Below are 26,453 nucleotides of genomic sequence, written 5' to 3' on the forward strand. Positions count from 1 at the left end.
GGCCGCCCGCCGCCCACGGCCTCGCCGCCGGCCGCTCCGTACGGGCCAGACAGCCTTAGGCCCAGGCAGCGCCGTGCAGGTCGGACAAACGCCGTACGCGCCGTACGGACCCCGGTTCAGCCGAGGAGGCCGCCCAAGGCGGCCTCCTCGGCGGCCGGGTCGGTGTTGCTGTACGTGTTCTCCTCCGACGGGCCGCCCTCCGGGCCGCCCGCGGACAGCCCTCCCCCGGCGCCGCCCAGCGACGACGGGTCCGCCGTCGGGGCGAGGGGGTGGCGTGGGGTGCGAGGGGTGGTCCCCAGGCCCGGGCGCGGTCGCGATCCGCCGGTGGGGCGGCCGGAGATGCCGGACGCCGACTCCTCGGCGCTCGGCACCCCGGAGGAGGACGTCGACGCCGCGGTGTCCGAGGCGGACGGCTCCGGGTGGCGCGACAGCCGTTCACGCGGCGACGGGGCGTCGGCCGATCCGGTGCCCGTGCCCACCGGCCCGCGCTGCCCGCCGCGCGGGCTCTCCGCGGGCTTGCTGGGCAGCGGTGAGCCGGGCAGGTTGTTCGTCGGCAGATCGCTGGGCTCCGGGGCCTTCACGACCTCCGAGGACCGTACGGCGGCGCCCAGCATCGAACCGATCAGCAGCGTCAGCCCGGCGACCACCATCGCCATGACGCCGCCGCGGCGCAGCACCCGCCGCCGCAGCTCCCACAGCCCGGCCCGGGGACCGAGCCGCCGCCATGCCTCGCCGGTGAGCCGGGCGTCCACCGAGTAGACCGGCGCGCCCGCGATGATCAGCGGGCTCCAGGCGGCGAGGTAGATGATGTCGGGCGCGTCGTAGACCGGCACCGTACGCCAGCTCACGGTGACGATCAGCGCCGCGGACAGCAGCGCGCCGAACGCGGCGGCCAGCCGCTGCCACAGCCCGAGCACCGTGAGCACGCCGACCACGATCTGGAGGAACGCCACGGTCAGCCCGGCGCCCACCGGATGCTCCAGCGCCAGGTCGCGCAGCGGCTCCGCGATCGGCCAGGGGTGCAGCGTGCGCAGCCAGGTGACCATCGAGCCACGCTCGCCGCCGTCGAAGTAGACGGGGTCGGAGAGCTTGCCCATCCCGCCGTAGACGCAGATGAAGCCGAGGAAGATGCGCAGCGGGAGCAGGACGACGCCGAGGTTCATCCGGCGCCCGGGGTAGTAGGCGTGGCGTACGGACTCGGAGTGGCGGCGCGGGCGCGGCAGCGGGGCGCGCCCCGGCTCCTGCCCATCGCCGTCGGTGGCGCCCGGCCTCACGGAGGACGCGCCGCGCCGCTCCGCCCCGGCCGCCCTGGCCACCGCGCTCGCCCCGCCCGCCGCGGCCGGGCCGTCCGCGCCCGGGCGCCGCCGCCCGCCGGACGACCGGGGCACGCTGTCCGTATGGGGGCTGCGCGGGCCGATGACCGTGGGCGTGTCGTCGTCGAAGGCGATCCGCGGCAGCACCTGCGTGGCGCCCACCACGTCATCGGCGCCCTCGCCGGACCGGGAGCGGCCCAGAGGGTCGTTCAGGCCGTCGGACAGAGTGTCGGCCGGACCCTCGGCGGAGTACCGCACGGCCTGGAGCAGCCGGGTCGCCGCGGTGTCCCCGCCGGGGCGGGTGCGGCCGCTCCACACCACGGGCGGCCGGCGCCGGCCCGGGGCCGGGACGCGGGCGAGCCGGGTCGTGTCCGCCAGCGCGCTGCTGACGACCGGCGTGCTGAGCTGCACCCGGAAGCTCGGGGCGTTGACGGCGACCTGCGCCGGATCGCATGGCACCTTGGCCATGGTCAGCTGTGGCTCGTCGTCAAATCCCCGCGCGCGTCCCGCCAGGGGCGAAGGCATGCGGGCGTTTCTGGTCTCCACGCCCAACTAACCGAGTGACGGACGGGAAAGACACTGCCGGGGACGTCCCGATCTGTCCGAGGCCCGTCAAGATCATCGCCCGGAGGCCAGGTCCTTACGGAGGCGTCCACGCCCGGCCCACGGCCCCACCGGGCCCGTGCCGCGACCGCACCACGACTCCACCGAGCCCGTGCCGCGACCGCACCACGACTCCACCGAGCCCGCACCGAGCCCGCATCACGGCCGCACCACGTCGCCACGACGGCCGGACGGCGGCCGGACAACGACCGGACCACAGCCGGCCGCGCGGCCGCGCGACCACCGGTCGAGGCCGACGGCGCACACCCCTGCCGGGGCTCGCGCGGCGGCCCGTGCCAACCCCGTAACGCAGCCCGCAACAGACCCCCGCCCCGCCTAGGCCCGGCGGCGTGCCGCCTCGTAGAGGACGACGCCCGCCGCCACACCCGCGTTGAGCGACTCCGCGCCGCCCGGCATCGGGATCCGCACCCGCAGGTCGCAGGTCTCGCCCACCAGCCGGGAGAGCCCCTTCCCCTCGCTGCCGACGACGATCACGACCGGGCCGTCCAGCGCTTCGAGGTCCTGGAGCTCGACCTCGCCGTCCGCCGCCAGGCCGACCACCATCAGGCCCGCCTTCTGGTAAGCCTCCAGCGTCCGGGTGAGGTTGGTCGCGCGGGCGACCGGGGTGCGGGCGGCGGTGCCCGCGGAGGTCTTCCAGGCGCCCGCGGTCATCCCGGCCGCGCGCCGCTCCGGTACGACCACGCCGTGGCCGCCGAAGGCGGACACCGAGCGGACCACCGCGCCCAGGTTGCGCGGGTCGGTGACGCCGTCGAGGGCGACGATCAGCGGGTCCTCGTCCTCGTCGAAGGCGGCCGCGCTCAGGTCCTCGGGGTGGGCGTACTCGTACGGCGGGACCTGGAGCACCAGGCCCTGGTGGTTCAGTCCGTTCGTCAGCCGGTCGAGCTCGGCCTTGGGGGCCTCCATGAGGTGGATGCCGCCGCGGTCGGCGGCCAGCTTCAGCGCCTCGCGCACCCGGTCGTCGCTGTCGATGAACTGCTGCACATACAGGGTGTTCGCCGGAACGCCCTCGCGCAGCGCCTCGACGACCGGATTACGGCCCACCACCATCTCGTTCGACCCCTTGCCGCCGCGGCGCGGTACGGGCCGTTTGGCGGCCTGGCGGGCGCGGGCGTTGGCCACCCGCTGCTTGACGTGCCCCTTGCGCATCTCGGCGGGCGGGGTGGGCCCCTTGCCCTCGAGGCCCCGGCGCCGCTTACCGCCGCTGCCGACCGTCGCACCCTTCTTGTTGCTGGTACGGCGGTTCCTGCGCTGGCTGTTGCCGGCCATGAATGGTCACCTGTCTCTTCACTGCTCGGCGCTGCTCAGCAGGCGGCTCGAACGTCGAACGTCACACATCTGTGTGGTCGAAGGCGTCTGTGCGGTCATTTGTACGGTCACAAGTGTGCCGCCCGGGGCGCCGGGCGGCACAACACCGGAGGTCAGGGCCTCAGCGCTGACCCAGCTCCCAGCGCGGTCCGGACGGGGTGTCCTCGATCACCAGACCCGACTGCTGGAGCTGGTCGCGGATCGCGTCCGCCGTCGCGTAGTCCTTACGGGCCCGCGCGGCCTGCCGCTGCTCCAGGACCAGCCGGACGAGGGAGTCGACCACGCCGTGCAGATCCTCGCCGCGGTCCGAACCGCCCGCCCAGTGCTCATCGAGCGGATCGAGGCCCAGCACGCCCAGCATGGCCCGCACTTCGGCGAGCCGGGCGACCGCCGCCTCCTTGTCGTCGGCGGTCAGGGCGGAGTTGCCCTGGCGGACGGTGGTGTGGACGACCGCAAGCGCCTGCGGCACCCCGAGGTCGTCGTCCATCGCCTCCGCGAAGGCGGGCGGCACCTCGGCCGCCGCCGGGACGGCCTTCCCCGCCTTTTCGGTCACCCGCTGGACGAAGCCCTCGATCCGCGCGAACGCCGACTCCGCCTCGCGCAGGGCCTCCTCGCTGTACTCGATCATCGACCGGTAGTGCGGGGTGCCCAGGTAGTAGCGGAGCACGATCGGACGCCAGCGCTTGACCATCTCGGAGACCAGCACCGAGTTGCCGAGCGACTTGCTCATCTTCTCGCCGCTCATGGTCACCCAGGCGTTGTGCGCCCAGTAGGCGGCGAAGTCATCGCCGAACGCCTTGGCCTGCGCGATCTCGTTCTCATGATGCGGGAAGATCAGGTCCACGCCGCCGCCGTGGATGTCGAAGGCGCGCCCGAGGTACTTGTGCGCCATCGCCGAGCACTCCAGGTGCCAGCCGGGGCGGCCGCGCCCCCACGGGGTCTCCCAGCTGGGCTCCCCCGGCTTCGCCGCCTTCCACATGGCGAAATCGCGCGGGTCGCGCTTGCCGGTCTCGCCCTCGCCGGAGGGCTGGCGCAGCCCGTCCAGATCCTGGTTGGAGAGCCTCAGATACTCGGGGAACGAGCGCACATCGAAGTAGACATTGCCCTCGGCGGCATAGGCATGACCCCGGTCGATCAGCTCCCGCATCATCTCGATCATCTCGGGAACATGACCGGTGGCCCGCGGCTCATAGGTCACGGGCAGGCAGCCGAGGATGTCGTACGCCTGGTTGAAGGCGCGCTCGTTCTCGTAGCCGATCGCCCACCATGGGCGCTTCTGCTCCGCCGACTTCGCGATGATCTTGTCGTCGATGTCCGTGACATTGCGGATGAACGTCACGTCATAGCCGCGGTAGGCGAACCAGCGGCGCATGATGTCGAAGTTCAGCCCCGACCTGATGTGCCCGATGTGCGGGGCGGCCTGCACGGTGGCACCGCACAGGTAGATCGAGACACAGCCCGGCCTGAGCGGGACGAAGTCACGAATCTGCCGGGCGCTGGTGTCGTACAGGCGAATAGTCACGCATCAAGGGTAGTGGGAAGCGAACGGTGCCCCGTGCTCCTTCGACCACGGGGACACCGAAGCGTGACACTCCGGACGCGCGTGACACTCCGGACGCGCCCGCGCACCCCCGCCTCCCGTGCGCCGGCGCCACCGCCGGAAAGCGCCGGATCTACCGCCGGGATACGGGTGCACCACCGCAATACGGGCACTGCTGGCGCGATACAGGCGCTACCGCCGGAACACCAGCGCCGTCGCGATCGCCGCGAGGCCCTCGGCGCGGCCGGTCAGACCGAGACCGTCCGTGGTGGTACCGGACACCGAGACGGGGGCGCCCACCGCCGCCGTCAGCGCCTTGATCGCCTCCTCGCGCCGTTTGCCGATCTTGGGGCGTACGCCGATCACCTGGATCGCCACATTGCCGATCCCGAAGCCCGCGTCCCGGACGATCCGGGCCGCCTCGGCGAGCAGCGTGGTGCCCGCGGCGCCGGACCACTCGGGGCGGTCGGTGCCGAAGTGGGCGCCGAGATCGCCGAGCCCGGCGGCGGAGAACAGCGCGTCACAGGCGGCGTGCACGGCCACATCGCCGTCGGAGTGACCGGCCAGACCGTACGTCTCGCCCTCCCACAGCAGCCCCGCGCACCACAGCTCACGGCCCTTCTCGAAGGCGTGCACATCCGTGCCGATGCCCACCAGGGGGAGCACCACCGGGTCAGAAGCCATCGTTCGCCCTCCTGCGGGCCAGGACCGCCTCGGCCAGCACCAGGTCCAGCGGCCGGGTCACCTTGAACGCCTCCTCATGACCGGGGACGACCACGACCTCGACGCCGAGCCGCTCGACCATGCCCGCGTCGTCCGTCGCACCGTCGCCCTCCAGGGCGATCTTCTCGTGGGCGGCCACGAGCGTGGCGCGGTCGAAGCCCTGCGGGGTCTGGACGGCGCGCAGCAGGGCGCGGTCGGGGGTGCCGACGACCGGCTCGGGCTCACCGGTCCGCTCCCCGGTGCGCGGCTCGACCTCCTTCACGGTGTCGGCCAGCGGCAGCGCGGGCACGACGGCGGGCGCCCCGTCCCGTACGGCGGCGACGACCGCGTCCACCGTGTCCACCGGCACCAGCGGCCGCGCCGCGTCGTGCACCAGCACGGTGGTGACGGTCTCGGGGACGGCGGCCAGCCCCTTGCGCACCGACTCCTGGCGGGTCTCGCCGCCGGGCACGACCACCACCTCGGTGGTGTGGGTGAGGCTGCCGCTCAGCGGATACGCGTCCAGCAGCAGCCGCACCTCGTCGGCGCCGTCCGGCGGGGCGACCACGACGACGAGGGAGACGGAACGGGATCCGGCCATCGCCCGTACGGCGTGGACGAGCATGGGCGTGCCGCTCAGCGGGCGCAGCGCCTTGGGGGCGCCCGGACCCAGCCGCACTCCGCGGCCCGCGGCGGGGATCACGGCGGCGGTACGGGCGGTTCGACCGGACGCTCCGGAGCCGCCGTGATCCTGGGTTGCGGACATTGAGTTGGCGTTCAGGTTTGCTTCCTCAGCCGAAATGGGTATGGCCACAGCGTGCCGGGCGCGATGCCCCGACCGGCCCCTTCCGTGACGACTGGTCGAGCCAGCTGCCCGGGCCCGGCACACCTCTACACCGCTCTACACCGCGCACCGTGGCGCGGATGCACCCATCGGCACAGGGTGCGGTGACCGGGGGCTCAGGAGATCGCGTTCAAGGGATCACAGCGTCCGGCAGGTACGCATGCCGCAGCGCCCGGCGACAGACTTGGCGGGATCAGGTCTGAGTCACTCGGGCACCACGGCATTGATATGTCAGGACGCGAGAACCTCGTCGAGCAGGGCCTCGGCCTTGTCCTCATTGGTGCTCTCGGCGAGAGCGAGCTCGCTCACCAGAATCTGGCGGGCCTTGGCGAGCATGCGCTTCTCACCGGCGGAGAGTCCGCGCTCACGCTCTCGGCGCCACAGGTCACGCACGACCTCGGCGACCTTGATCACATCGCCGGAGGCGAGCTTCTCGAGATTTGCCTTGTAGCGACGGGACCAGTTCGTCGGCTCTTCCGCATACGGTGCGCGCAGCACCTCGAAGACCCGATCCAGCCCGTCCTGGCCGACCACATCACGCACACCGACGAACTCCGCATTGTCCGCCGGCACACGAACCGTCAGGTCACCCTGAGCGACCTTCAGCACCAAGTAGGTCTTGTCCACGCCTTTGATCTGGCGAGTTTCGATGGCCTCGATCAGCGCGGCCCCGTGATGGGGATAGACCACGGTGTCGCCAACCTTGAACGTCATGTGACAGGTACCCCTTCCGTGGCTATCCAGGGTAACACGGGAACGCCTTCTTCTGAATGGCGTTTTCGCAGGTCAGGGCATATCTCGGGGCTTGACAAGTGCGGCACGAACGTGCTGCACGGAGCCTGCGGAACCGGGTATTCGCAGGTGGGAGCGGCTGTCCAGGCACCGGGAAACCCGCCCGTTACGTACCGGAAGAGGCCCCGACGAGTGGTCGTACGTCCCGTTTTGCCGGAGTCCGGTCGATGGACTTCCGCTACTCCGTTCGGATCAGGAGCGGGGGATCCGGCACCGATTCGCGAATTGATCACGAACTTGATCACGCAGAGCGGATCAAGTCTGTGATCAATTCTCGGACATGCATGGATTCCTTACCGATAATCTCCAGCGCGACCCGTCGAGCCGATATTCGGGACGGTGTCACACCCGCCTTGTAAGGCACACCCGAACCTCGTAACCCACCCGGTAACCGGGATCGCACGAGTGCCCCACCCCGGGCCCGGTCGCCTTGAGGCGGGTCGGGTGCGGGCCGAAGAGGGCGGATCGGTAATCTAAGCGCGCTGATCCAACCTTTACCTCGTCCTAGGAGATGCCGCCGCCGTGAGCAGCAGCCTTCGACGCGGCGCCCTCGCCGCAGCCGCCATCGTGGTCTCGGTCGCCCCGCTCTCCGCCTGCGGAGCCGGGAAAGACGCGCAGACACTGGGGGTCAAGCCCGACAACGCCGCGACCGCTGTCGGCGATATCAAGATCCAGAACGCCACCGTGGTGACCCAGCCGGACCGCAAGGCCGTAGGCCCGGCCGTCGTCACCGGCAGGCTCTTCAACAACGGCAAGAAGGACCAGACCGTCAAGGCCGTCTCCCTCCCCGGCACCGACGCCCGGGTGAAGCTCTCCCCGGCCAAGGGCAAGGGCCCGGTCGTGGTCCCGGCCGGCGGCTCGGTGGCCTTCGGCGGCAAGGGCAACGCCTCCGCCGTCATCAGCGACGGGCGCGAGGCCGCCCAGGACGGCAACGCGCAGCGGATCGTCTTCGACCTCAGCTCGACCGGCAATGTCCCGATCACCGCGTTCGTGGTCCCGGCGAAGAGCTACTTCGAGGGCTGGGGCCCGTCCGAGCTGCCGACCGCCAAGCCGTCGGGCTCGGCGACCCCCGGCGGTACGCCCAGTGGCACGCCCAGCGGCACCCCGTCCGGCTCGGCGAGCAACAAGCCGGGCGGTACGGCGAGCGGCCAGCCGGGCACCGATGCGAGCAGCGGCGCCCCGAACGGCATCGCCTCCGGCGAGCCCAACCCGAACGGCACCGATCACTGACACGGGTCCCCTGGACCCGCGCGGGCATGCGCGAGGGCGGCCCTGGAGCTCTCCAGCCCTCCAGGGCCGCCCTCGCGCATGAGCCGGTTCTCCGCGGCTCATGCCCGGTGGTTCACGGCCCGAGCCCCCTTCCCCGTGCGCCCCTCGCACCGCTCGGCCCTGACGGGCCGCACGGGCTTCGGGACGCCGTGCCGGACTCCGTCCGGCGGTCCGGGGCCGGGGCCCGGTTCTTACGGCTCGAACTTGTAGCCCAGACCCCGCACCGTCACCAGGTAACGAGGCGCGCCCGGGTCGGGCTCGATCTTGGCCCGGAGCCGCTTGACATGGACGTCGAGCGTCTTGGTGTCGCCCACATAGTCCGCGCCCCAGACGCGGTCGATCAGCTGCATACGGGTCAGCACCCGGCCCGCGTTGCGCAGCAACATCTCCAGCAGGTCGAACTCCTTGAGCGGGAGGTCCACCTTGCCGCCGCCGACCGTGACCACATGGCGGTCCACGTCCATCCGGACCGGTCCGGCCTCCAGGGCCGCGGGGGTGACCTCCTCCGGCTCGCCGCGGCGGCGCAGCACGGCCCTGATCCGGGCGACCAGCTCGCGCGAGGAGAAGGGCTTGGTCACATAGTCGTCGGCGCCTATCTCCAGCCCGACCACCTTGTCGATCTCGCTGTCCTTGGCGGTCACCATGATCACCGGGACATTGGACCGGCCGCGCAGCTGGCGGCAGACCTCCGTACCGGGCAGGCCCGGCAGCATCAGGTCGAGCAGCACCAGGTCGGCGCCGTTCCGCTCGAACTCATCGAGGCCCTCGGGGCCCGTGGTCGCGATGGCGACCTCGAATCCCTCCTTGCGAAGCATGTACGACAGCGCGTCGCTGAACGATTCCTCGTCCTCGACGACCAGAACTCGGGTCACGGAAGGACCTCCGGGGCTGAGAGTGGTTCATTGGTGAAGGTCTCGTACGGCCGGCCGTGCTCCTCGCCATCGAGGTCCGCTCCGGTCTCGTACGACTCGCTCGACTCGCGCGTCTGGCTCCGCGAGCGGTCCCGGTCCCTCGCCGCACCGGCTTCCGGGAGTCTCAGGGTGAAGGTGGAGCCCTGTCCTTCGGCGCTCCACACGGTGACCTCTCCGCCGTGCGAGGCGGCCACATGCTTGACGATGGCGAGCCCGAGCCCGGTCCCGCCGGTCTGCCGCGAGCGGGCCGGGTCGACCCGGTAGAAGCGCTCGAAGACCCGCTCGCGGTCCTTCTCGGAGATGCCTATGCCCTGGTCGGTCACGGCGACCTCGATCAGATCCCCGCCGGCCGCGGGGATGCGGCGGGCGGCGATACCGACCCGGGTACGGGCCGGGCTGTAGTTGACCGCGTTCTCGACGAGGTTGCCGAGCGCGGCGGCCAGCTGGCCTCGGTTGCCCCATACGTGCAGGTCGGCGGTGCCGCCCGTGGCCATCGTGATCTGCTTGGTGCCCGCCTGGTGGCGGCACCGGTCGATGGCCTCGGCGACGAGCTCGTCCACCCGGACCGGTTCGGCGTCCTCCAGCGGGTCGTCGTTCTGCACCCGGGAGAGGTCGATCAGCTCCTGGACCAGGCTGGTCAGCCGGGTCGCCTCGACCTGCATCCGGCCGGCGAAGCGGGTGACCGCCTCCGGGTCGTCGGACGCGTCCATCACGGCCTCGGACAGCAGGGACAGCGCGCCGACCGGGGTCTTGAGCTCATGGCTGACGTTGGCGACGAAGTCGCGCCGTACGGCCTCGATCCGGCGGGCCTCGGTGAGGTCCTCCACGAGCAGCAGGACCAGCCGGGAGCCCAGCGGAGCCACTCTGGCCGAGACCGCGAGCGCGTCGCCGCCCCGGCCGGTGCCTCGGCGCGGCAGATCCAGCTCGATCTGCCGGATCTCACCGTCCCGCCGGGTGTCGCGGGCCATCGCCAGCATCGGCTCGACGGCCAGCTTGCCGCCGCGCACCAGGCCCAGTGCGTACGCGGCCGAGCTGGCCTTGACGACGGCGTCCGCCTCGTCGAGGACGACGGCGGAGGAACGCAGCACCGAAAGCACCGTGTCCACGCCGGGCGGCAGCACGGCGTCTGTATGCAGCGAGGAGCGCGTAGGCTTCGCCTGTTCGCGCTCACTCCAGCGGAACGCCAGCATGGCGATGACGCCGGTGCACAACCCGGCGAGCGCCGCCACTGCGGCGATCGCCGCGTTCACGTTCATGCGTCCAGGTTATGCGGGTGGTGAGACCGCTCCACAGCCTTGTGGCGATCCCCTCGGTCAGACGTTGCCGAGAGTTCACCGGGGCGTCGGTATCGGTTCACTCCGGACGTTTCGACAGGCCGGTGTCACACGGGTGAGCCGGGGGTGCGTTGCCGAGAGTTCACCCGGGAGTCAGGTGTGATTAACGCCCGATGCCGGAAGCGGACGCGTTTCGGCCGGAGCGTGGAAGTGTGGGGCCCCCGGGGGCATGAGCCACGGAGATCTGCCGGAAATCTGTCAGAGATCGTCACCGAGAGTCAGTGAAAGAGGTCATGATGCGGGACGCGTACCACGAGGAGCTTGATTCGATCGGGGACGGCCTGGTCGACATGGCCCGGCTCGTCGGTTCGGCCATCGGCCGTGCCACCACCGCCATTCTCGACGCGGACCTCAAGCTCGCCGAGAGCGTCATCGCCGCCGATGAGAAGGTCGATGATCTTCAGCGGGACCTGGAGGGACGGGCGATAGCCCTGCTCGCCCGGCAGCAGCCGGTCGCCACCGACCTGCGGATCGTGGTGACCAGCCTCCGGATGAGCGCCGACCTGGAGCGCTCCGGCGACCTCGCGCAGCATGTCGCCAAGCTGTCCCGGCTCCGCTTCCCGAACACGGCCGTACCGCACGATCTGCACGCCACGATCCTGGAGATGGGCCAGCTCGCCCAGCGGCTGATGGCGAAGGCCGCCGAGGTGATCATCACCAAGGACGTCGACCTCGCGCTCCAGCTGGAGCAGGACGACGACGCGATGGACCTGCTGCACCGCGCCCTCTTCCAGCACCTGATGGACGACCGCTGGAAGCACGGCATCGAGACGGCCGTGGACGTCACGCTGCTGGGCCGTTACTACGAGCGGTTCGCGGACCACGCGGTCTCGGTCGCCAAGCGCGTCGTCTACCTGGTCACCGGTGAGCACGCCGACGAGATCGCCCCGCAGGGAGACGTCGAAGGGGCGTGAGCCTCCGCGACGGCGTGCATCGAAGCGCCGTCGACGCGCCCCTGCGCGCGGCCGCCGGGTCGTCGGCACCATGGGCGGCAGGTGACATGACCCCTCCCGAGGAGGAGACGCATGGCGGACCTCTCCAAGCCCGAACCCGCTCCGACGCACCCCGTCGGCCACCCCGTCGGCGCCTGCGGCTGCGGCTCGAGCTGCGGCTGTGGCTGCCAGTCCGGCGGCCCGTGTCAGTGCGGCGGCAACTGCGGCTGACCTCGGCCCGGCCGAGACGACCGGCACGACCGACACAACCGACACGACAGAGGGCCTGGGACCGGTGACCGGTCCCAGGCCCTCTGTCGTGGCTCCCGGGCCCTGTCGTGTCGCCCGGACTCCTCTTGCGCGGGCCCCGGCGGCGCGTCCCGCCCGAGGTGCGGTCGGGGCCGGAAGCGGCGAGCCTGGACCTATGGAGGACAAGACCCCGTCCGCGCCTCGTGTGGTGGTGGACGAACCGCTGGACGGCCGCCGCCTTGTGCTGATCGACGGCCAGGACGCCGGGGTGGTGGTGAGCGCGGACGAGCTCCGGCGGCTCCTGCACCGTGCGGGTGTGATGGAAGAGGACGCACCCCTCGACAACCCCGAGCTGATCGAATGGAACGGCGGCGGCTCCGACGACTGGCCCGCCGCGCCCAGGTGACGCATCGGATGACGTATCGGATGACGCACCTGATGCCGCGCCAAATGGCATATCGGACGACATAACCGCCACAACGTCCGGCGCCGGTCCCTCCCCTCGTGGGGACCGGTGCCGAACGCTGGAGCGGTGTCGATCCGCGCCGTACCGGTGCGGATCAGGGGAAGGGCCAGACCCGTGGTGGATGCGACAGCCGCCCCGACGGGGCCGGCTCCACGGATCTCCCGAGCTCACACGACGAGCAAGATGCCACCGTCTCGTGATTCCGACAAAAGCTGACCGAGAACATGCGGTGCCATGGGTTGTCTCTCCGTGCGCTGAGCTGATGGCCTGGCTGGGCGGCTCGTGGTGGGTGCGCTACTGCGTCATGATCCTGCCAGTTGCGCCTGCCGCCGAGGAGGTTCCGGCGTTGTGCTACCGGTTTCACCGCTGGTCAGCCATATAAAGTGAGTTTTCCGGTCCGGATGACCAGTGCGGGGGAAGTAAGGAGTGGAACCTTGAGTTCCGACTCGGGGGCGCGCACAGCCTTCGCGGAACGCCTCGCGCTGCTGTACAAGGAGGCCGGTAACCCTCCCCTCAAGAGCGTGGCAGACGCGGTCGTCAGACTCCAGCGGACCGATGAGCGGGGGCGTCCCGTACGGGTCTCCGCCCAGCGGATCAGCGACTGGCGACGTGCCAAGAACGTACCCGCCCAGTTCGCCGCGCTCGCGGCCGTCCTGCACGTCCTGATACCCGACGCACGGCGCGCCCGCCCGGTGCCGGTGTCCAAGGGCCTGTACGACATGGCCCGCTGGCAGCGGCTGTGGGAGCGCGCCGTGGCCGACCCGGTCGGCGAGCGCCCCGCCCCGTCCGCGGAGGAGGAGGAAGGGTCCCCTGCCGAGGCGCCGGCCACCGTTCCCGGTGTCGTATGCCCGTACCGGGGGCTGGCCTCGTACCGCCAGCAGGACGCCCGGTGGTTCTTCGGCCGGGAGCGGAGCACGGACGCCCTCGTCGCTCAACTGCGCGCGGCGGAGGAGGCGGGGGGCCTGATCGTGCTCGTGGGCGCTTCAGGAGCGGGCAAGTCCTCGCTGCTGAACGCCGGTCTGGTGCCCGCGCTGCGGGCCGAGGCGCCGGAGGGCGCGGACGGCCGGACGAGGGGGGTGCTGCAACTCGTACCGGGCGCCGACCCGCTCACGGAGCTGGCCCGTCATATCCCCGAACTCGCGCAGGTGGTCGCCACCGAGGAGGAACCGGCGGCCGAGGACCGGGGCGCGGACGAAACGGGGACGGACGGACGAGCGGCCGATGAACCGGGGACTGACGTTCCGGAGGCTGACGGCCCGGCACCGGTCCATACGGCAGCAGACGTGCTGCCGGCCGAGCCCGGCACTCCACGGTTCGCGCACGCGGTGCGCGAGGCCGTCACCGCATGGGCGGAGCGCGAGACATCCCCCGCCGCCCGCCCGGTCGTGATCGTGGATCAGTTCGAGGAGGCGTTCACCCTCGGCTCCGACGAGGCGGACCGGCGTACGTTCATCCAGCTCCTGCACGCCGCGTGCACACCCACCGGCCCCGGCGGGCCGCCCCCCGTGCTCGTGGTCCTCGGCATACGCGCCGACTTCTACGAGCAGTGCCTGGGCTACCCCGAACTGGCCGACGCGCTCCAGCACCGGCACATGGTGCTCGGGCCGCTCACCACCGCGGAGCTGCGCGAGGCGGTCACCGGCCCGGCCAAGGCCGTGGGACTGGAGCTCGAACCGGGGCTGGCGGAGCTGATCGTCCGGGAGGTGAGCGCCGACGGCCCGCGCGGGACGCATGACGCGGGCGTACTGCCGCTCCTCTCCCACGCCCTGCTCGCCACCTGGCAGCGGCGGAAGGCCGGCCGGCTGACGCTGGCCGGGTACCGCGCGGCGGGCGGCATCCAGGGAGCGGTGGCGGCGACCGCCGAACGGGCCTGGTCCAGCCTCGACTCCGAGGCCCGCACGGCCGCGAGGCTGCTGCTCCTCCGGCTGGTCCGGCTGGGCGAGGACACCCAGGCCACCCGCAGGCGGGGGACGCGGCACCAGCTGGCGAAGGAGTCCACGGACCCGGGCAAGACGGAGGAATCCCTCGAAACGCTGGTGCGCGCCCGGTTGGTGACGCTCGACGCGGAGACCGTGGAGATCACCCATGAGGCGCTGCTCCACGCCTGGCCACGGCTGCGCGAGTGGATCGACGAGGACCGCAACGACCATCTGGTGCGGCAGCGGCTGGAGGAGGACGGCCGGGCCTGGGAGGGCTCGAACCGCGACTCGTCCCTGCTCTACCGGGGCTCCCGGCTGGAGCAGGCCCACACCTGGGCGAGGACCGCCGGTGGCACCTATCTGACCCGGAGCGCGGTGGAGTTCCTGGCCGCGTCGGTCGGGCTGCGCAGGCGCACGGTGTGGCTGCGCCGCGGCGCGGTGTCGGCTCTGGTCGCCCTGGCGGTGCTGGCCGCCGGTACGGCGGTGGTCGCGTGGCAGCAGCGGGACGACGCGGTGTTCGAGCAGGTGGTCACCGAGGCCGATCGCTTCCAGTACACCGATCCGTCGCTGTCCGCCCAACTCGCCCTGGTGGCCCACCGCTTGCGGCCGCACGACGAGGCCACCAGGAACCGGCTGCTCTCGGTGGTGAACGCGCCGCTGGCCACACCGCTCCATGGCCACACCGGCGCCGTCTACCTCACCTCGTTCAGCCCGAACGGGCGGCTGCTGGCCACCGCCAGCTACGACCGGACGGTCCGGCTGTGGGACGTGCGCGACCGGACGCGCCCCAAACCGCTGGGCAAGCCCCTCACCGGCCATAAGAGCTGGGTGAGCAGTGCGGTCTTCAGCCCGGACGGCCGCACCCTCGCCAGCGCCGGCGACGACGGCACCGTCCGCCTGTGGGACGTACGGGACCCCCGCCATCCGCGCCCGCTCGGCGCGCCCCTGTCCCGCGACGACGGCACGATCTATCTGCTCGCCTTCAGCCCGGACGGCCGCACGCTGGCCACCGCCACCGAAGATCGCGTCGTTCGGCTCTGGGACATGAGCCACCCGGACCGGCCGAAGGCGCTCGGCGCGCTGACCGGCCACACCGCCGCCGTGCGCTCCGTGGCGTTCAGCCCCGACGGCCGGACGCTGGCGGCCGGGGGCGACGACGCCACGGTCAGGCTGTGGAACATGGCCGATCCGCGCCATCCGAAGCCGATCGGCAGGGTACTGAAGGGGCACAAGGATCTGATCCACTCGGTCGCTTTCAGCCCCGACGGCCGGACGCTGGCCAGCGGCAGCGCGGACAACACCGTCCGGCTGTGGGACGTCGACGACCCACGGCGCGCGGAGCCGCTGGGCTCGCCGCTCACCGGCCACACCGGCCCCATATGGTCCGTGTCCTTCAGTCCGGACGGATCCATGCTCGCCGCCGCCAGCCAGGACAGCACGGCGAGCCTGTGGAACGTCAGCGATCCGGACTATCCGTCGCAGGTCGGCGAGCCGCTCGCGGGGAGCAGCGGCGAGATGTACGCCCTGGGCTTCAGCCCCGACGGCCGGACCCTCGCCACCGGGACCGGCGACAACACGGTCCGCTTGTGGTCGCTGCCCACGTCGGACATGGTCGGCCGGGTCGGGGCGTTCCGCCCGGACGGGCGGGTGCTCGCCACGGCCGCGCGCGACGAGCGGATCCGGCTGTGGAACGTGGTCCAGCCCGACCGGCCGGTTTCGCTGGGCGAACCGTTCAAGCCCGGGGAGGGCGCGGTGCGCGAACCGACGTTCTCCCCCGACGGCCGCACCTTCGCGGTGATGACCGGCAACCGCGCGCTACGGCTGTGGAACGTCAGCGACCCGGCCCGCCCCGTCGCCTACGGCCCGCCCATCCCCCTGCGGACCCGGTTCGCGGGCGCGGTGGCCTTCAGCCCGGACGGGCGCACGCTGGCGACCGCGTATGACGACCGCACCATCCAGCTGTACGACGTCGGCGACCCGTCCCACGTACGCCGGCTCGGTAGGCCGCTCACCGGCCACCGGGGCTATGTCAACACCCTCGTCTTCAGCCCGGACGGCCGGACGCTGGCCAGCGGCAGCGCGGACAACACCATCCGGCTGTGGAAGGTGACCGACCGGCGTCACGCCACCCCACGGGGCGGCGCGGTCACGGGCCACCTCGGGCCCATCAACGCGCTCGCCTACAGCCCGGACGGCCGCACGCTGGCCAGCGGCAGCGACGACAACACGGTCCGGCTCTGGGACGTCACCGATCCGCGCAGGACGACGCGGCTGCGCTCCCCGCTCACCGGCCACACCGACGCGATCGTGTCGCTGTCGTTCAGCCGGGACGGCAGCACCCTGGCGAGCGGCGGCAACGACAACACGGTCCGGCTCTGGGACGTCACCGTCCCGGCCAAGGCCGCCTCCATCGGCCAGTCGCTGAGCCCCAACGCCAAGACCGGCAATTTCCTGTCGTTCAGCCCGCACAGCCGGATGCTCGGGGTGTCCAGCGGCGCCGACACGGTCCGGCTGTGGAGCCTGGACGTGGACGAGGCGGTGCGGCGCATCTGCTCGATGAGCCGGGGTGTGCTGACACCGGAGAAATGGGACGAATACCTGCCCCGGCTCTCGTACTCGCCTCCCTGCGGTCGGTAACCACGTTGCACGAACGTTGCGTGATCGCGGTCACAACTCCTCGCCGCAAGCGAGGAGTCGGCCTCGCCACGCCGATGGCCGCGTTACTCTTAGGTACAGCCCGACCGCTGGTGCATCCCCCGTCGCCAGCGGTCGGGCCCTTCCATGTGGGGGACACTCGGTATGGGTGCCGCGGCGGCAGCGTACGAAGGCGCCGCGCCGGGCGAACACGCGACCACGACGGCCAAGGGGACGCGCGGCGAAAACGCGGGGCGGGAGCGCACCGCGAGGGCACACCGCCGGTACGCATCGCCAGAACGCACCACGAGAACACCCCTCCCCCACCTGGAGACCCCGTGATCCGCAGGCTCGACCAGGCCGCTCTGGACCTCGGCCGCGAATACGTCCGCCACGCGCCCTGGAGTGCCGGGAAGCGGGCCCTGGTCGAGAACCACCTCAACGCCGCCCTGCGGGACCGCCCCCTGCACCGCTTGGCCCGTACGCGCTTCGGCGCCACCTTCGCCGTCGACACACAGGACCTCATCCAGCGCTACCTCTACCTCTTCGGCGTCTGGGAGCCGCATATGACCCGGTGGCTTCAGCGCCGGCTGAAGCCGGGGGACGTATTCGTGGACGTCGGGGCCAACATCGGCTACTACAGCGTCCTGGCCTCGCGCCTCGTCGGGGGAAGCGGGAAGGTGGTGGCGGTCGAAGCCTCGCCGACGTTCCTCCGGCTCCTCCAGAGGCACGCACGGCGAAACGGCTGTGCCAACATCCGTACGGTCAACGCGGCCGTCTCCGACCGCGAGAAGCTGCTGACCTTCATCCTCGCCAGCTCGCGCAACATGGGCGCGAACAGCGTCGTCCCCTACGACGGCCCGGCCGAGTCCACCTTCGAGATCGCGGCCCGGCCACTGCCCGACCTCCTCGCCGAGGACGAGATCACCCGGGCCAGGGTGATCAAGGTCGATGTGGAGGGGGCGGAAGGCGGCGTGGTCCGCGGACTCGTCCCCCTGCTGGACAGGCTGCGCCCCGACGCGGAACTGACCGTCGAGGTCACCCCGCAGCGGATGGCCGAGCTGGGCGACTCCGTGGAAGAGCTGCTGGCGGCCCTGACGGGGCACGGCTTCCACGTCTACCGCCTCACCAACGACTACGCGGCGGGCAGCTACCCGGACGCGCTCCGGCGCGCACCGGAGGTGCCGGTGCGCTGGCGCGGGCCGGTCGCCGAGGAGAGCGACCTGGTCTTTTCACGGGTCGACGCGGAGACCCTGCCCTGATCTGTCCTGACCTGTCCTGACCTGATCTGTCCTGACCTGTCCTGTCCTGAGGGGCGGGGGACTACCGGTGGCTGGCGCGGGTCCCTACTGGTCGCTCTGGGGCAGGTGCGCCTTGGCCTCGTCGTAGCCGGCGTCGCCGGGGCGCTCGGCCGGGGCGTAGACCAGGTACAGCACACCGGTGCTGAACGTCGCGGAGGAGATCAGCCGCAGCGGGATCGGGGTCTCGCCCTCGTCGAACAGCCGCATGCCCTTGCGGACGGCGATCGGGTGGACCAGCAGATGCAGCTCGTCCAGCAGGCCGTGCGCCATGAGCTGCCGGACGACCGAGACCGAGCCGCTCAGCGCGATGTCCCCGCCCGGCTCATTCTTCAGCGCGGTGACGGCGTCCGCGAACTCGCCCTTGAGCAGCTCGGAGTTCCGCCAGGTGAAGGTGAGGTCCTGGCGCGACAGGACGATCTTGCGGGCGTCGCCCAGCTTCTTGGCGAAGTGGGCGTCCTCGCCGCCCGCCGCCTCCCGGTCCGGCCACGCTCCGGCGAAGCTGTCGTAGGTCTTGCGGCCGATGAGGAGGGTGTCGGAGGTGCCGAGAGCCGCGTCGACGGCGGCGCCCATCTCGTCGTTGAAGTAGGGGAAGTGCCACTGGTCGGGCGCCTCCACGACGCCGTCGAGCGAGATGAACAGGCTGGCGCTGATCTTCCTCATGGTGCACTCCTTGAGAAGCGGTCGGTGAGCTCTTCCTCCTGTCAGACCGGGGAAGCCGCACAAACTCATCGGTGCCGACCCGAGCGGGCTTTCAGGGTGCCTCGTACCGCCAGCCGTCCATGGCGGCCAGGACGCGCGCCCGCGCCTCGACGACCGCGAACCGGGCGGCGCGCTCGGCCTCGTCCGTGTGGGCGGACTGGCTGGTGACCTGGCCGGGCCACTTGCGGTAGAGCAGACCGGTCTCGGCGGTGAACCAGCCGCGGCTGACCGCGTTGAGTGCCATGAGCAGGCCGGTGTCCTCGGACGCGGGGAGGGCCATCCAGCCGCCGAGGGCGAGCAGGAGGTCGCGGCGTACGAAGAGGGTGGCGGGGTGGACCTGGGCGCGGTGGTCGTTCGCCCGCCAGAACTCGAGGACGGCGCCACGCGCGATGGGCCCCTGCGGCGGATCGCCCTCGAAGCCGACGGTGGAGCCGTCGGGCAGCAGGTCCAGGGCGCGGGAGGTGGCCCAGCCGAGATCGGGGTGGTCCGCGAGCGCGCGGAGGTCGCGGGCGAGGGCGCCGGGGGTGAGCATGTCATCGGCGTCCAGCACCTTGATGTACGCGCCCTCGGCGCGGGAGAGCCCCATCGTCCGGGCCATCGCGGCGCGCCCGGCCCGGCCCTGCCCGAAGCTGACCCGGACGTCGTCGGGCACGTAGGGCCGTACGGCGTCCGACGCGCCGTCTTCCTGGATCACCCACTGCCAGTCCCAGCCGTCCGGCAGCTCCTGCTCGCGCAACGACTTGTAGGCGTCCGGCAGATGCACGGCGCCCGGGGCGTGGACGGCGGTGATGACGGTGATGGTGTTCGGCATGGTCACCACCTCTTCAGGGGCGTGGTGAAGACGAGCTCCGTACGGTCGCCGCACAAGGTCACATCGGAGACTTCGACCACCCGACCGCCGATATCCGTGCCGATCTTCCTGAGAATGATCACCGAAACCCCCTTCTTGAGCCCGAGCCCTTCGGCCTCCTCCACGGTCGGCGGCCGGGCCGTGATCCGTTCCTCTATGCGGTCGAGCTCGATGCCGATCGTGTAGAGCTGATTCTGGGTGCCACCGGGCCAGGGCTCATTGGCGGCGTCGAGCAACTCCGGATTGACGACGACGACGTCATGCACCAGATACGAGTGCACCAGGGCGAACGGCGCATCCTCCTCGAGGCAGTTGGTGCGGTAGATCCGCTCCAGCAGCCGGGTGCCCACGGGGATGCGGAAGACGGACGCCAGATCCTCATCGGCCTTCGCATCGCGGTACTCGGCGTGAAAGGCGAGGTCGGTCACCTCAAGACCGGTGTCATGCTCGGTGGACCCGGTCCTCAGCCGCTCCGCCCTGGACCGGCGTGCCCGGTCCTTCTCCCACTGATGCCGATCATTGCTCCGCTCGACCCGCCGACGCGGGGTCCGTACGAAGGTCCCCACCCCGTGCCGCCTGTCGATCAGCCCCTCGGCCACCAGCTCCGACAACGCCCGCTGAAGCGTCGGCACACTCGTCCGATACCGCGCCGCCAGCTTGTCCTCCGCCGGCAACCGCTCCCCGGGCCCCAGCTGCCCCGCGCGAATGCCCTGCCGCAGCGCATCCGCGATCTGCTCGTACTTGGCCATGCGTGCTCACCGCCCGGGTTTGCGCGACCGCTGCGGACGGTTTCAGCGTAAGTCCTTAAGAGGTCTTGAGCCCCCTGGCCCTGCGGCCCGTGCTTCCATGCCGGGGTCTGCGCCGCCCACCACGACGACATCGGCTCCCACGTCGGCCTCGCCGACCGCCTGACGCCCCAATATCCCGGGCGCTGAGGGCCCGCACTGGGCCCAGGCCGCGAAAACGCCCCCGATCCGCGCCATAAGCGCAGGTCGGGGGCGCGATTGCAGAGACTACTTCTTCTTGCCCTGGTTTTTGACTGCCTCGATGGCGGCCTTCGCGGCGTCCGGGTCGAGGTAGGTGCCGCCCGGGGTGACGGGGCGGAAGTCGGTGTCGAGGTCGTAGGAGAGGGGGATGCCGGTGGGGATGTTGAGGCCGGCGATGTCGGCGTCGGAGATGCCGTCGAGGTGCTTGACCAGGGCGCGGAGGGAGTTGCCGTGGGCGGCGACCAGGACGGTGTGGCCCGCCAGGAGGTCCGGGACGATGCCGTCGTACCAGTACGGCAGCATGCGCTCGACGACGTCCTTGAGGCACTCGGTGCGCGGGCGCAGCTCCGGGGGGATGGTGGCGTAGCGCGGGTCGTCGCTCTGGGACCACTCGGCGCCGTCCTCGAGCGGGGGCGGGGGGGTGTCGTACGAGCGGCGCCACAGCATGAACTGCTCCTCGCCGAACTCGGCGAGGGTCTGGGCCTTGTCCTTGCCCTGGAGGGCGCCGTAGTGGCGCTCGTTGAGGCGCCAGGAGCGGCGGACCGGGATCCAGAGGCGGTCGGCGGCGTCCAGGGCGAGCTGCGAGGTGCGGATGGCGCGCTTCAGGAGGGACGTGTGGAGCACGTCGGGGAGCAGGCCGGCGTCCTTCAGCAGCTCACCGCCGCGGACGGCCTCCTTCTCGCCCTTCTCGTTCAAGTTGACGTCCACCCAGCCGGTGAACAGGTTCTTCGCGTTCCACTCGCTCTCGCCGTGGCGGAGGAGGATCAGCTTGTACGGTGCGTCGGCCATGCCGCCGAGCCTACTGGACCCGCCTGCGGGGGTCGGTTGACGGACCCCGTCAATCGGCTGGCGGCGCGGGGTCCATATCGGTAAGTTGCGGGTGCTGGTTGCGCCACTTACAGGTGTGTTGCTCACGGGGGGGGAGTCGTCCGGTGTCCGTCGCTCGGCTGAGGCAGGCCACGAAGGAGAGCGTCTCGGGGTTGCCCCGGGAGTTCTGGTGGCTGTGGACCTCCACGCTGGTCAACCGGCTGGGCGGGTTCGTGGCCACCTTCCTCGCCATGTACCTGACCGCGGATCGAGGCTATTCGGCGATGTTCGCCGGGCTGGTGGGCGCGCTGTACGGGCTGGGCGGGGCGGTGTCGGCGGTGGTCGCCGGGGTGCTGACCGACCGGCTGGGGCGGCGGCCCACGCTGCTGGTCTCGCAGCTGTCCACGGCCGCCACGGTCGCCGCGCTGGGCTTCGTCCAGGACCCCGTCGCCATCGCCGTTGTGGCCTGTCTCGTGGGTATGACCAGCAACGCTTCACGGCCCGCCGTGCAGGCGATGATCGCCGACATCGTGGCCCCCAAGGACCGGGTGCGGGCCTTCTCGCTCAACTACTGGGCCATCAACCTCGGCTTCGCCGTCTCCGCGGCGGCGGCCGGGCTGATCGCGCGCCACGGCTATCTCACGCTCTTCCTGGCCGACGCCGGGATGACGCTGGCGTGCGCGCTCATCGTCTTCGGGAAGCTCCCGGAGTCCCGGCCCGCCCGGCCGGAGCCGGCTGGCGCCGCCCTGGGAGTGGATGCGCCGGAGCCGGCGGTCGGGCTGGGCACGGTGCTGCGGGACCGGCGGTTCATGGCCGTGGTCGGACTGTCGTTTCTGATCGCGACCCTCATCCAGCAGGCGTTCGTGGCGCTGCCGGTGGCGATGGGGGCGGACGGGCTGTCCAGCACGGACTTCGGGCTCGCGATCGCGACGAACGGCGCGCTGATCGTGGCCGTGCAGATCCCGGTGACGCGGTTCCTCGAACGTCGCGAACCGGCGCCGCTGCTGATCGTCTCCGCGCTGCTGACCGGAGCGGGCTTCGGGCTGACCGCCTTCGCCGGGTCGGTCGGGATGTACGCGGTGGCCGTGACCGTCTGGACGCTCGGCGAGATCATCAACTCCCCCACGCAGATGGGGCTGGTGGCCCGGCTCTCCCCGACCCATGGACGCGGCCGCTACCAGGGGATGTACACCCTGTCGTGGTCCCTCGCCTCGCTCATCGCACCGCTCGCGGGCGGCGCCGTCATGGACCGCTTCGGCGCGGATGCCCTCTGGGCGAGCAGTGCTGTCGTGGGGCTCGTCGCGGCCGGGGGGTATGCCGCTCTGGGCCGCGCGATGCGGTCCCGGCCTGCGGCCGGGGGGTCTGGAGGGTCTGGGGGTTCCGGGGCTTCGGGGGCTTCGGGGGCTTCCGGTGCTTCGGGTGGTTCGGGTGCTTCCGGGGGTGGGGTGGGTGGCGCCGCTGGTGGCAGTGCGCCTGTGGTCGGAGCGGGGGTCGGTGACGAGGCCGGTGACGCCTCCGGTGGCGCGGCGCATGCGGGAGGTGTGGGGGCCGGTGGCGAGGTGCACAGCGGCTCGGGTGGCAGTGCGCCTGCGGTCGGGGCGGGCCCCGGCCGTGCGGTCGGTGACGCCTCCGATGGCTAGGTGGACAGCGGCTCGGGTGGCGGCGCGCCCGCGGTCGGGGCGGGGGCCGGTGACGCCGCCCGGCGTGGGGACCTGGGCGGGGTTCGGGCTCGGGCGGCGCTCTTACGGTGCGGGTCTGGGGATTACGGGCTCGATCCTGATGGTCGGCACCGAGCGTGGTGGCAGCTGAAAGGTCGGGATCGTCGGCCGCGCCGGGAACGTGGGCTGCTGGTAGGTCGGGAACGGAGCGGGTTCCGTGCCGGTGCCGCCGCCCGGCTGGTAGCGGTCGGTCCAGCGGGTCACCGGCACCCTCGGGTAGCTCGGATCGTCGCTGTTCGCCCACAGTGCGAGCGACAGCCCCGTCATCAGCAGCAGCACGGTGAGCGCCAGCCCGCCCACGGCCTTGATGCGTCGGCGCGCGGGGCCGGTGATCCCGGGCGTGATGCTGATCTGTCGCGCCTTCCCCGCCGGCGCCGGGCCGTCGGCCGTACCCCCTGCCGGGTCCGTGGAGGGCAGCGGTGCGCGTTCGTCCACGCCCAGGGCGGCCAGGTGCAGCCCGAGCTGCCGGGTCTGACCGGGCAGCCGTACGGCGGTGTCGGCCCAGGTGCGGATGGTCTCGGGAGCGATGCCGTCGGGCGGTACGAGGATGCTGGGGCCGGTCCAGTTCATGGCCCAGTACGCCGTCCCCTTCGCCACCAGCTGCGCCCCGATCAGCACGGCCAGGGCCTCGGCCAGGGGGCCGAGCGGGTCGTGTTCGGTCCGCTCGCCGTGGAACATCCGCTCGCCGTGCGGCAGACGGGAGTTGAGGGCGCGGGCGAGCGGCATACGGCGGCCGCTGTCCAGCAGCCGCAGCACCCGTTGGACCGTCAGCGCGTCCGGTTCCGTCGCCGGTGCCGTGACCGACCCCGGTACCGGCTCCTTTCCCGGCTCCGGTTCCGGTTCCGGATTTACTTTCTTTCGCCCCATCCCCTCCGTCTCCTCGACCTCGCGTACCGCCTCGGCCAGCGGGGGCAGGATCCGGGTCGCGCGGTGCTCGGCCAGTTCGGTGAGCCAGTCCCGCCAGGGCACCCTCGTGCCCGCGTCCGGGCCGGGCAGCATGACGCGGCCCAGCGCGACCGCGTACCGCGGCCGCAAGGCGAGGGGGTCCAGGGAGAAGGGGTCCAAGGAGAGGGGAGCCGTGCCGGGCTCCGGGGCGGGCAGGCGCGCCAGCCGTTCCAGCCGGGTGGCCAGGGCCGGATGCGCGTCGTCGGGGTCGGCGGGCCGCTCGACGGCGCGGGCGCGCAACGCGGCCAGCGGCTCCCGCAGTTCGGGGGCCTCGACCATATGGGCGAACGCGCGGAACGGATCGTCGGGGATCCGGCCCGTCGCCCGGCGCATCGGGGCCAGGAATTCCGCGAGGAACTCCTGCCACGCCGCGTCCAGCGCCGTCGTGGAGCGCAGCGCGTCCGCGACGGCGCCCGGACCGGCCACCCGGGCGGCCTCACGGTCGGCCTCCAGCTCCTGGCGCCGCCGGACCGGGCGGGTGAGCCAGCGGAAGACGTAGGTGTAGAGGTTGAGCAGCAGCAGCGGCCCGCCCGCGTACAGCCGTACCAGGTCATTGGCGGCCGCCGCGTCCTGGATCGCCTGCCGGGCGGCGACCAGCCCCGCCGCGCCCCGGTGGGCGACCACGCCGAAGCGGCTGTGGCGACGGGAGAAGTGGCCGAGCTCATGCGCGAGGACGGCGCGCAGTTCGGCGCGCGACAGACCGGCCAGCAGGGGCAGTCCGAGGTAGAGGACGCGTCGGCCGGGGGCGAGCCCGAGGAGCGGTGCGTCCTCGGTGACGGAGGCGTTGGCCTCGGCGGTCAGCCGGATATGGCCGGGCGGCCGGGTGCCGATGTCGAGGGCCAGCTCCTCGACCGTGTCCCATAACTCCGGCGCCCCGCGCCGGGTCACCGTCACCGCGTCCTCACGCGCGGCGGCGGGGCGGGCGGTGCGGATCACCGCCCACACCATGCCGAAGACGATCGGGGCGAACGCCGCGCAAGCGGTGATGACGCTCATGGGCGGCGTCTGGACGCCCGGCGCTCCCGCGGTCCATAAGGCCGCCGCGAGGAAGGCCGCCCAGAGCAGCACCATGGCCGCGACCAGCGCGTAGAAGACGGCGAGCAGGGCGAGGGCGAGGAGGGCGCGGGCGGCGGCGATCATCGCCGCCCCCGGAAGCCGTCGCGGGCCCGGTCCCGCCCGCTGCCGTCGCGGGCACCGTCCGGGGCGCCACCGCGGACCCGGCCCCCATCGCCGTCACGACCACCGTCCGCGACGCCACCGCGGACCCGGCCCCCATCGCCGTCACGACCACCATCCGCGACGCCACCGCGGACCCGGCCCCCATCGCCGTCACGACCACCGTCCGCGACGCCATCCCGCGTCCGTTCGCCCCGGAAGCCGTACGACAGCCACCGCGCGGCGCCGTGCAGCGCAAGCGTCAGCGGGTCCTCCGGTGCGCGGGTGAGCAGGCGGTCGGTGGAGCGGCCCAGGTCCGGGGAGACGTCGAGCAGCAGGCTGAGCCGGGCGCGTGCCTTGTGGAGGTTGCTGCCGACGCTGCCGACCGAGATCCCCAGCTCGGTGGAGATCGCCTGATAACTCATGCCCTCGAGCGAATGCATGACGACCACCTGGCGCTGGCGCGGCGGCAGCGTGCCGAGGGCACGCAGTGCGGCCAGCGCCTCGGCGGTCTCCTCCACCGAGGCGGTCGCGGCGGCCGGGACGGTCATCTCGACCGGCTTCCAGCGGAACCACCAGCGCCGCCCGTCCCGCGAGAGCTTGCGCCGCATGGTGGTGGTCACCCATGCCTCGGGCGAGGCGTACGTCCTGACCTCCGGCCAGCGGCGCATCGCCTCGATGTACGCCTCCTGGACGGCGTCCTCGGCGTTCTGCCGGTTGCCGCTGAGCATCACCGCACGGGCGGCCAGCCAGGGATAGGTACGGGCGTAGAAGGCGTCGAAGTCCTCGTCCGCTCTCCCCTCGAACTCCCCCTCGGACGACCCGTCGCCCTCGAACTCCTCGACCGTGTCGCTCACGCCGATCGCCCCCGTCCCGCGCCTCCGGACGCCACCGTACGGTCGGTGTCGCGCCGTATGGTCAGCGCCGCGCCGTCGGGGCGGCGGTCGGTGAGCACCGTGCCGGGCTCCGTTCTGCTCACCAACTCGGCCAGCGTGCGCGCCCGGAGCCGTTCGCCCGAGCGCGCCGCAAGCCAGCGGACGACATCCCCCATCAGCCGTAGCACCCCCACCGTCACGACCGTTCCCACCGTGAGCCACGGATTGTCCATGAGCACCGTTGTGTCTCCTCTTCATGGTTCCCGGCCGGAGCCGGTTCACC

21 protein-coding genes are annotated in these 26,453 nt (G+C 72.0%); 6 read left to right on the plus strand and 15 right to left on the minus strand.

Annotated features, from left to right (window positions below; genetic code table 11):
• Positions 1-116 precede the first annotated feature (116 nt).
• The 6 genes from NQU54_RS29220 to NQU54_RS29245 all read right to left on the minus strand — a co-directional run bounded on the left by NQU54_RS29220 (position 117) and on the right by NQU54_RS29245 (position 7,042).
• Positions 117-1,838, minus strand: coding sequence for a DoxX family protein (locus NQU54_RS29220; protein ID WP_257633671.1), 1,722 nt, complete (start codon positions 1,836-1,838; stop codon positions 117-119).
• A gap of 414 nt (positions 1,839-2,252) precedes the next feature.
• Positions 2,253-3,203: a 23S rRNA (guanosine(2251)-2'-O)-methyltransferase RlmB gene (gene rlmB / locus NQU54_RS29225; protein WP_257633672.1), complete on the minus strand. Its 951-nt coding sequence runs from the start codon at positions 3,201-3,203 to the stop codon at positions 2,253-2,255.
• Positions 3,204-3,363: 160 nt separating this feature from the next.
• The gene (cysS, locus tag NQU54_RS29230) at positions 3,364-4,764 is read right to left on the minus strand and encodes a cysteine--tRNA ligase (RefSeq protein WP_079258069.1); all 1,401 of its coding nucleotides are present in this window, start codon (positions 4,762-4,764) and stop codon (positions 3,364-3,366) included.
• Between the two features lie 210 nt (positions 4,765-4,974).
• Positions 4,975-5,466 (minus strand): 2-C-methyl-D-erythritol 2,4-cyclodiphosphate synthase, encoded by a 492-nt coding sequence (ispF, locus tag NQU54_RS29235; RefSeq protein WP_257633673.1) that lies wholly within the window; start codon positions 5,464-5,466, stop codon positions 4,975-4,977.
• A complete protein-coding gene (gene ispD / locus NQU54_RS29240; protein ID WP_257633674.1) occupies positions 5,456-6,250 on the minus strand; it encodes a 2-C-methyl-D-erythritol 4-phosphate cytidylyltransferase in 795 nt (264 codons plus the stop codon). Before ispD ends, ispF begins: the two co-directional genes overlap by 11 nt.
• 309 nt (positions 6,251-6,559) lie before the next feature.
• Complete coding sequence (locus NQU54_RS29245) at positions 6,560-7,042, minus strand: CarD family transcriptional regulator (protein ID WP_009716930.1); 483 nt, start codon at positions 7,040-7,042, stop codon at positions 6,560-6,562.
• Positions 7,043-7,642: 600 nt separating this feature from the next.
• Between NQU54_RS29245 and NQU54_RS29250 the strand changes: the two genes are divergently transcribed.
• Positions 7,643-8,350: a DUF461 domain-containing protein gene (locus tag NQU54_RS29250; RefSeq protein ID WP_069875129.1), complete on the plus strand. Its 708-nt coding sequence runs from the start codon at positions 7,643-7,645 to the stop codon at positions 8,348-8,350.
• 230 nt (positions 8,351-8,580) lie between these two features.
• Here the strand turns inward: NQU54_RS29250 and phoP are convergent, their stop codons facing one another.
• Both phoP and phoR read right to left on the minus strand, forming a co-directional pair.
• The gene (gene phoP / locus NQU54_RS29255) at positions 8,581-9,261 is read right to left on the minus strand and encodes a two-component system response regulator PhoP (protein ID WP_037960596.1); all 681 of its coding nucleotides are present in this window, start codon (positions 9,259-9,261) and stop codon (positions 8,581-8,583) included.
• The gene (gene phoR, locus NQU54_RS29260; protein ID WP_257633675.1) at positions 9,258-10,556 is read right to left on the minus strand and encodes a two-component system sensor histidine kinase PhoR; all 1,299 of its coding nucleotides are present in this window, start codon (positions 10,554-10,556) and stop codon (positions 9,258-9,260) included. The genes phoP and phoR overlap by 4 nt, the downstream gene beginning before the upstream one ends.
• A gap of 314 nt (positions 10,557-10,870) precedes the next feature.
• Here phoR and phoU point away from each other — a divergent pair, with 314 nt between their 5' ends.
• The 4 genes from phoU to NQU54_RS29280 all read left to right on the plus strand — a co-directional run bounded on the left by phoU (position 10,871) and on the right by NQU54_RS29280 (position 18,096).
• Positions 10,871-11,548 carry a phosphate signaling complex protein PhoU gene (gene phoU, locus NQU54_RS29265; RefSeq protein ID WP_257633730.1) on the plus strand — a complete coding sequence of 226 codons (678 nt, stop codon included), beginning with the start codon at positions 10,871-10,873 and terminating at the stop codon, positions 11,546-11,548.
• Between the two features lie 442 nt (positions 11,549-11,990).
• Positions 11,991-12,221: a hypothetical protein gene (locus tag NQU54_RS29270; protein ID WP_069875133.1), complete on the plus strand. Its 231-nt coding sequence runs from the start codon at positions 11,991-11,993 to the stop codon at positions 12,219-12,221.
• A 461-nt stretch (positions 12,222-12,682) separates the two neighbouring features.
• Complete coding sequence (locus NQU54_RS29275) at positions 12,683-16,837, plus strand: nSTAND1 domain-containing NTPase (RefSeq protein WP_257633676.1); 4,155 nt, start codon at positions 12,683-12,685, stop codon at positions 16,835-16,837.
• A 335-nt stretch (positions 16,838-17,172) separates the two neighbouring features.
• Positions 17,173-18,096: an FkbM family methyltransferase gene (locus tag NQU54_RS29280; RefSeq protein WP_257633677.1), complete on the plus strand. Its 924-nt coding sequence runs from the start codon at positions 17,173-17,175 to the stop codon at positions 18,094-18,096.
• A gap of 84 nt (positions 18,097-18,180) precedes the next feature.
• On the opposite strand, the gene NQU54_RS29285 is transcribed toward NQU54_RS29280, so the two are convergent.
• The 4 genes from NQU54_RS29285 to NQU54_RS29300 all read right to left on the minus strand — a co-directional run bounded on the left by NQU54_RS29285 (position 18,181) and on the right by NQU54_RS29300 (position 21,459).
• A complete protein-coding gene (locus tag NQU54_RS29285; RefSeq protein WP_257633678.1) occupies positions 18,181-18,795 on the minus strand; it encodes a dihydrofolate reductase family protein in 615 nt (204 codons plus the stop codon).
• Between the two features lie 91 nt (positions 18,796-18,886).
• Positions 18,887-19,645: a glycosyltransferase family 2 protein gene (locus NQU54_RS29290; protein ID WP_257633679.1), complete on the minus strand. Its 759-nt coding sequence runs from the start codon at positions 19,643-19,645 to the stop codon at positions 18,887-18,889.
• A 2-nt stretch (positions 19,646-19,647) separates the two neighbouring features.
• Entirely contained in the window at positions 19,648-20,433 is a 786-nt protein-coding gene (locus tag NQU54_RS29295; RefSeq protein ID WP_257633680.1) for a GntR family transcriptional regulator, read from the minus strand.
• Between the two features lie 264 nt (positions 20,434-20,697).
• The gene (locus tag NQU54_RS29300; protein WP_069860843.1) at positions 20,698-21,459 is read right to left on the minus strand and encodes a phosphoglyceromutase; all 762 of its coding nucleotides are present in this window, start codon (positions 21,457-21,459) and stop codon (positions 20,698-20,700) included.
• Between the two features lie 143 nt (positions 21,460-21,602).
• On the opposite strand from NQU54_RS29300, the gene NQU54_RS29305 reads away from it, so the two are divergent.
• Positions 21,603-23,117, plus strand: a complete 1,515-nt coding sequence (locus NQU54_RS29305; protein ID WP_257633681.1) for an MDR family MFS transporter — start codon at positions 21,603-21,605, stop codon at positions 23,115-23,117.
• A gap of 102 nt (positions 23,118-23,219) precedes the next feature.
• On the opposite strand, the gene NQU54_RS49420 is transcribed toward NQU54_RS29305, so the two are convergent.
• From NQU54_RS49420 to NQU54_RS29325, 3 genes are read right to left on the minus strand one after another with little or no spacing between them, the layout of a single operon-like run.
• A complete protein-coding gene (locus tag NQU54_RS49420; RefSeq protein WP_306279176.1) occupies positions 23,220-25,280 on the minus strand; it encodes a M48 family metallopeptidase in 2,061 nt (686 codons plus the stop codon).
• A complete protein-coding gene (locus NQU54_RS29320) occupies positions 25,277-26,152 on the minus strand; it encodes an RNA polymerase sigma factor (RefSeq protein ID WP_257633682.1) in 876 nt (291 codons plus the stop codon). The genes NQU54_RS49420 and NQU54_RS29320 overlap by 4 nt, the downstream gene beginning before the upstream one ends.
• On the minus strand, positions 26,149-26,403 hold the full coding sequence (locus tag NQU54_RS29325) for a hypothetical protein (RefSeq protein ID WP_257633683.1): 255 nt from the start codon (positions 26,401-26,403) through the stop codon (positions 26,149-26,151). Before NQU54_RS29325 ends, NQU54_RS29320 begins: the two co-directional genes overlap by 4 nt.
• Positions 26,404-26,453 lie beyond the last annotated feature (50 nt).

Source organism: Streptomyces malaysiensis subsp. samsunensis (assembly GCF_024519315.1).
GTDB classification, from domain to species: domain Bacteria; phylum Actinomycetota; class Actinomycetes; order Streptomycetales; family Streptomycetaceae; genus Streptomyces; species Streptomyces malaysiensis.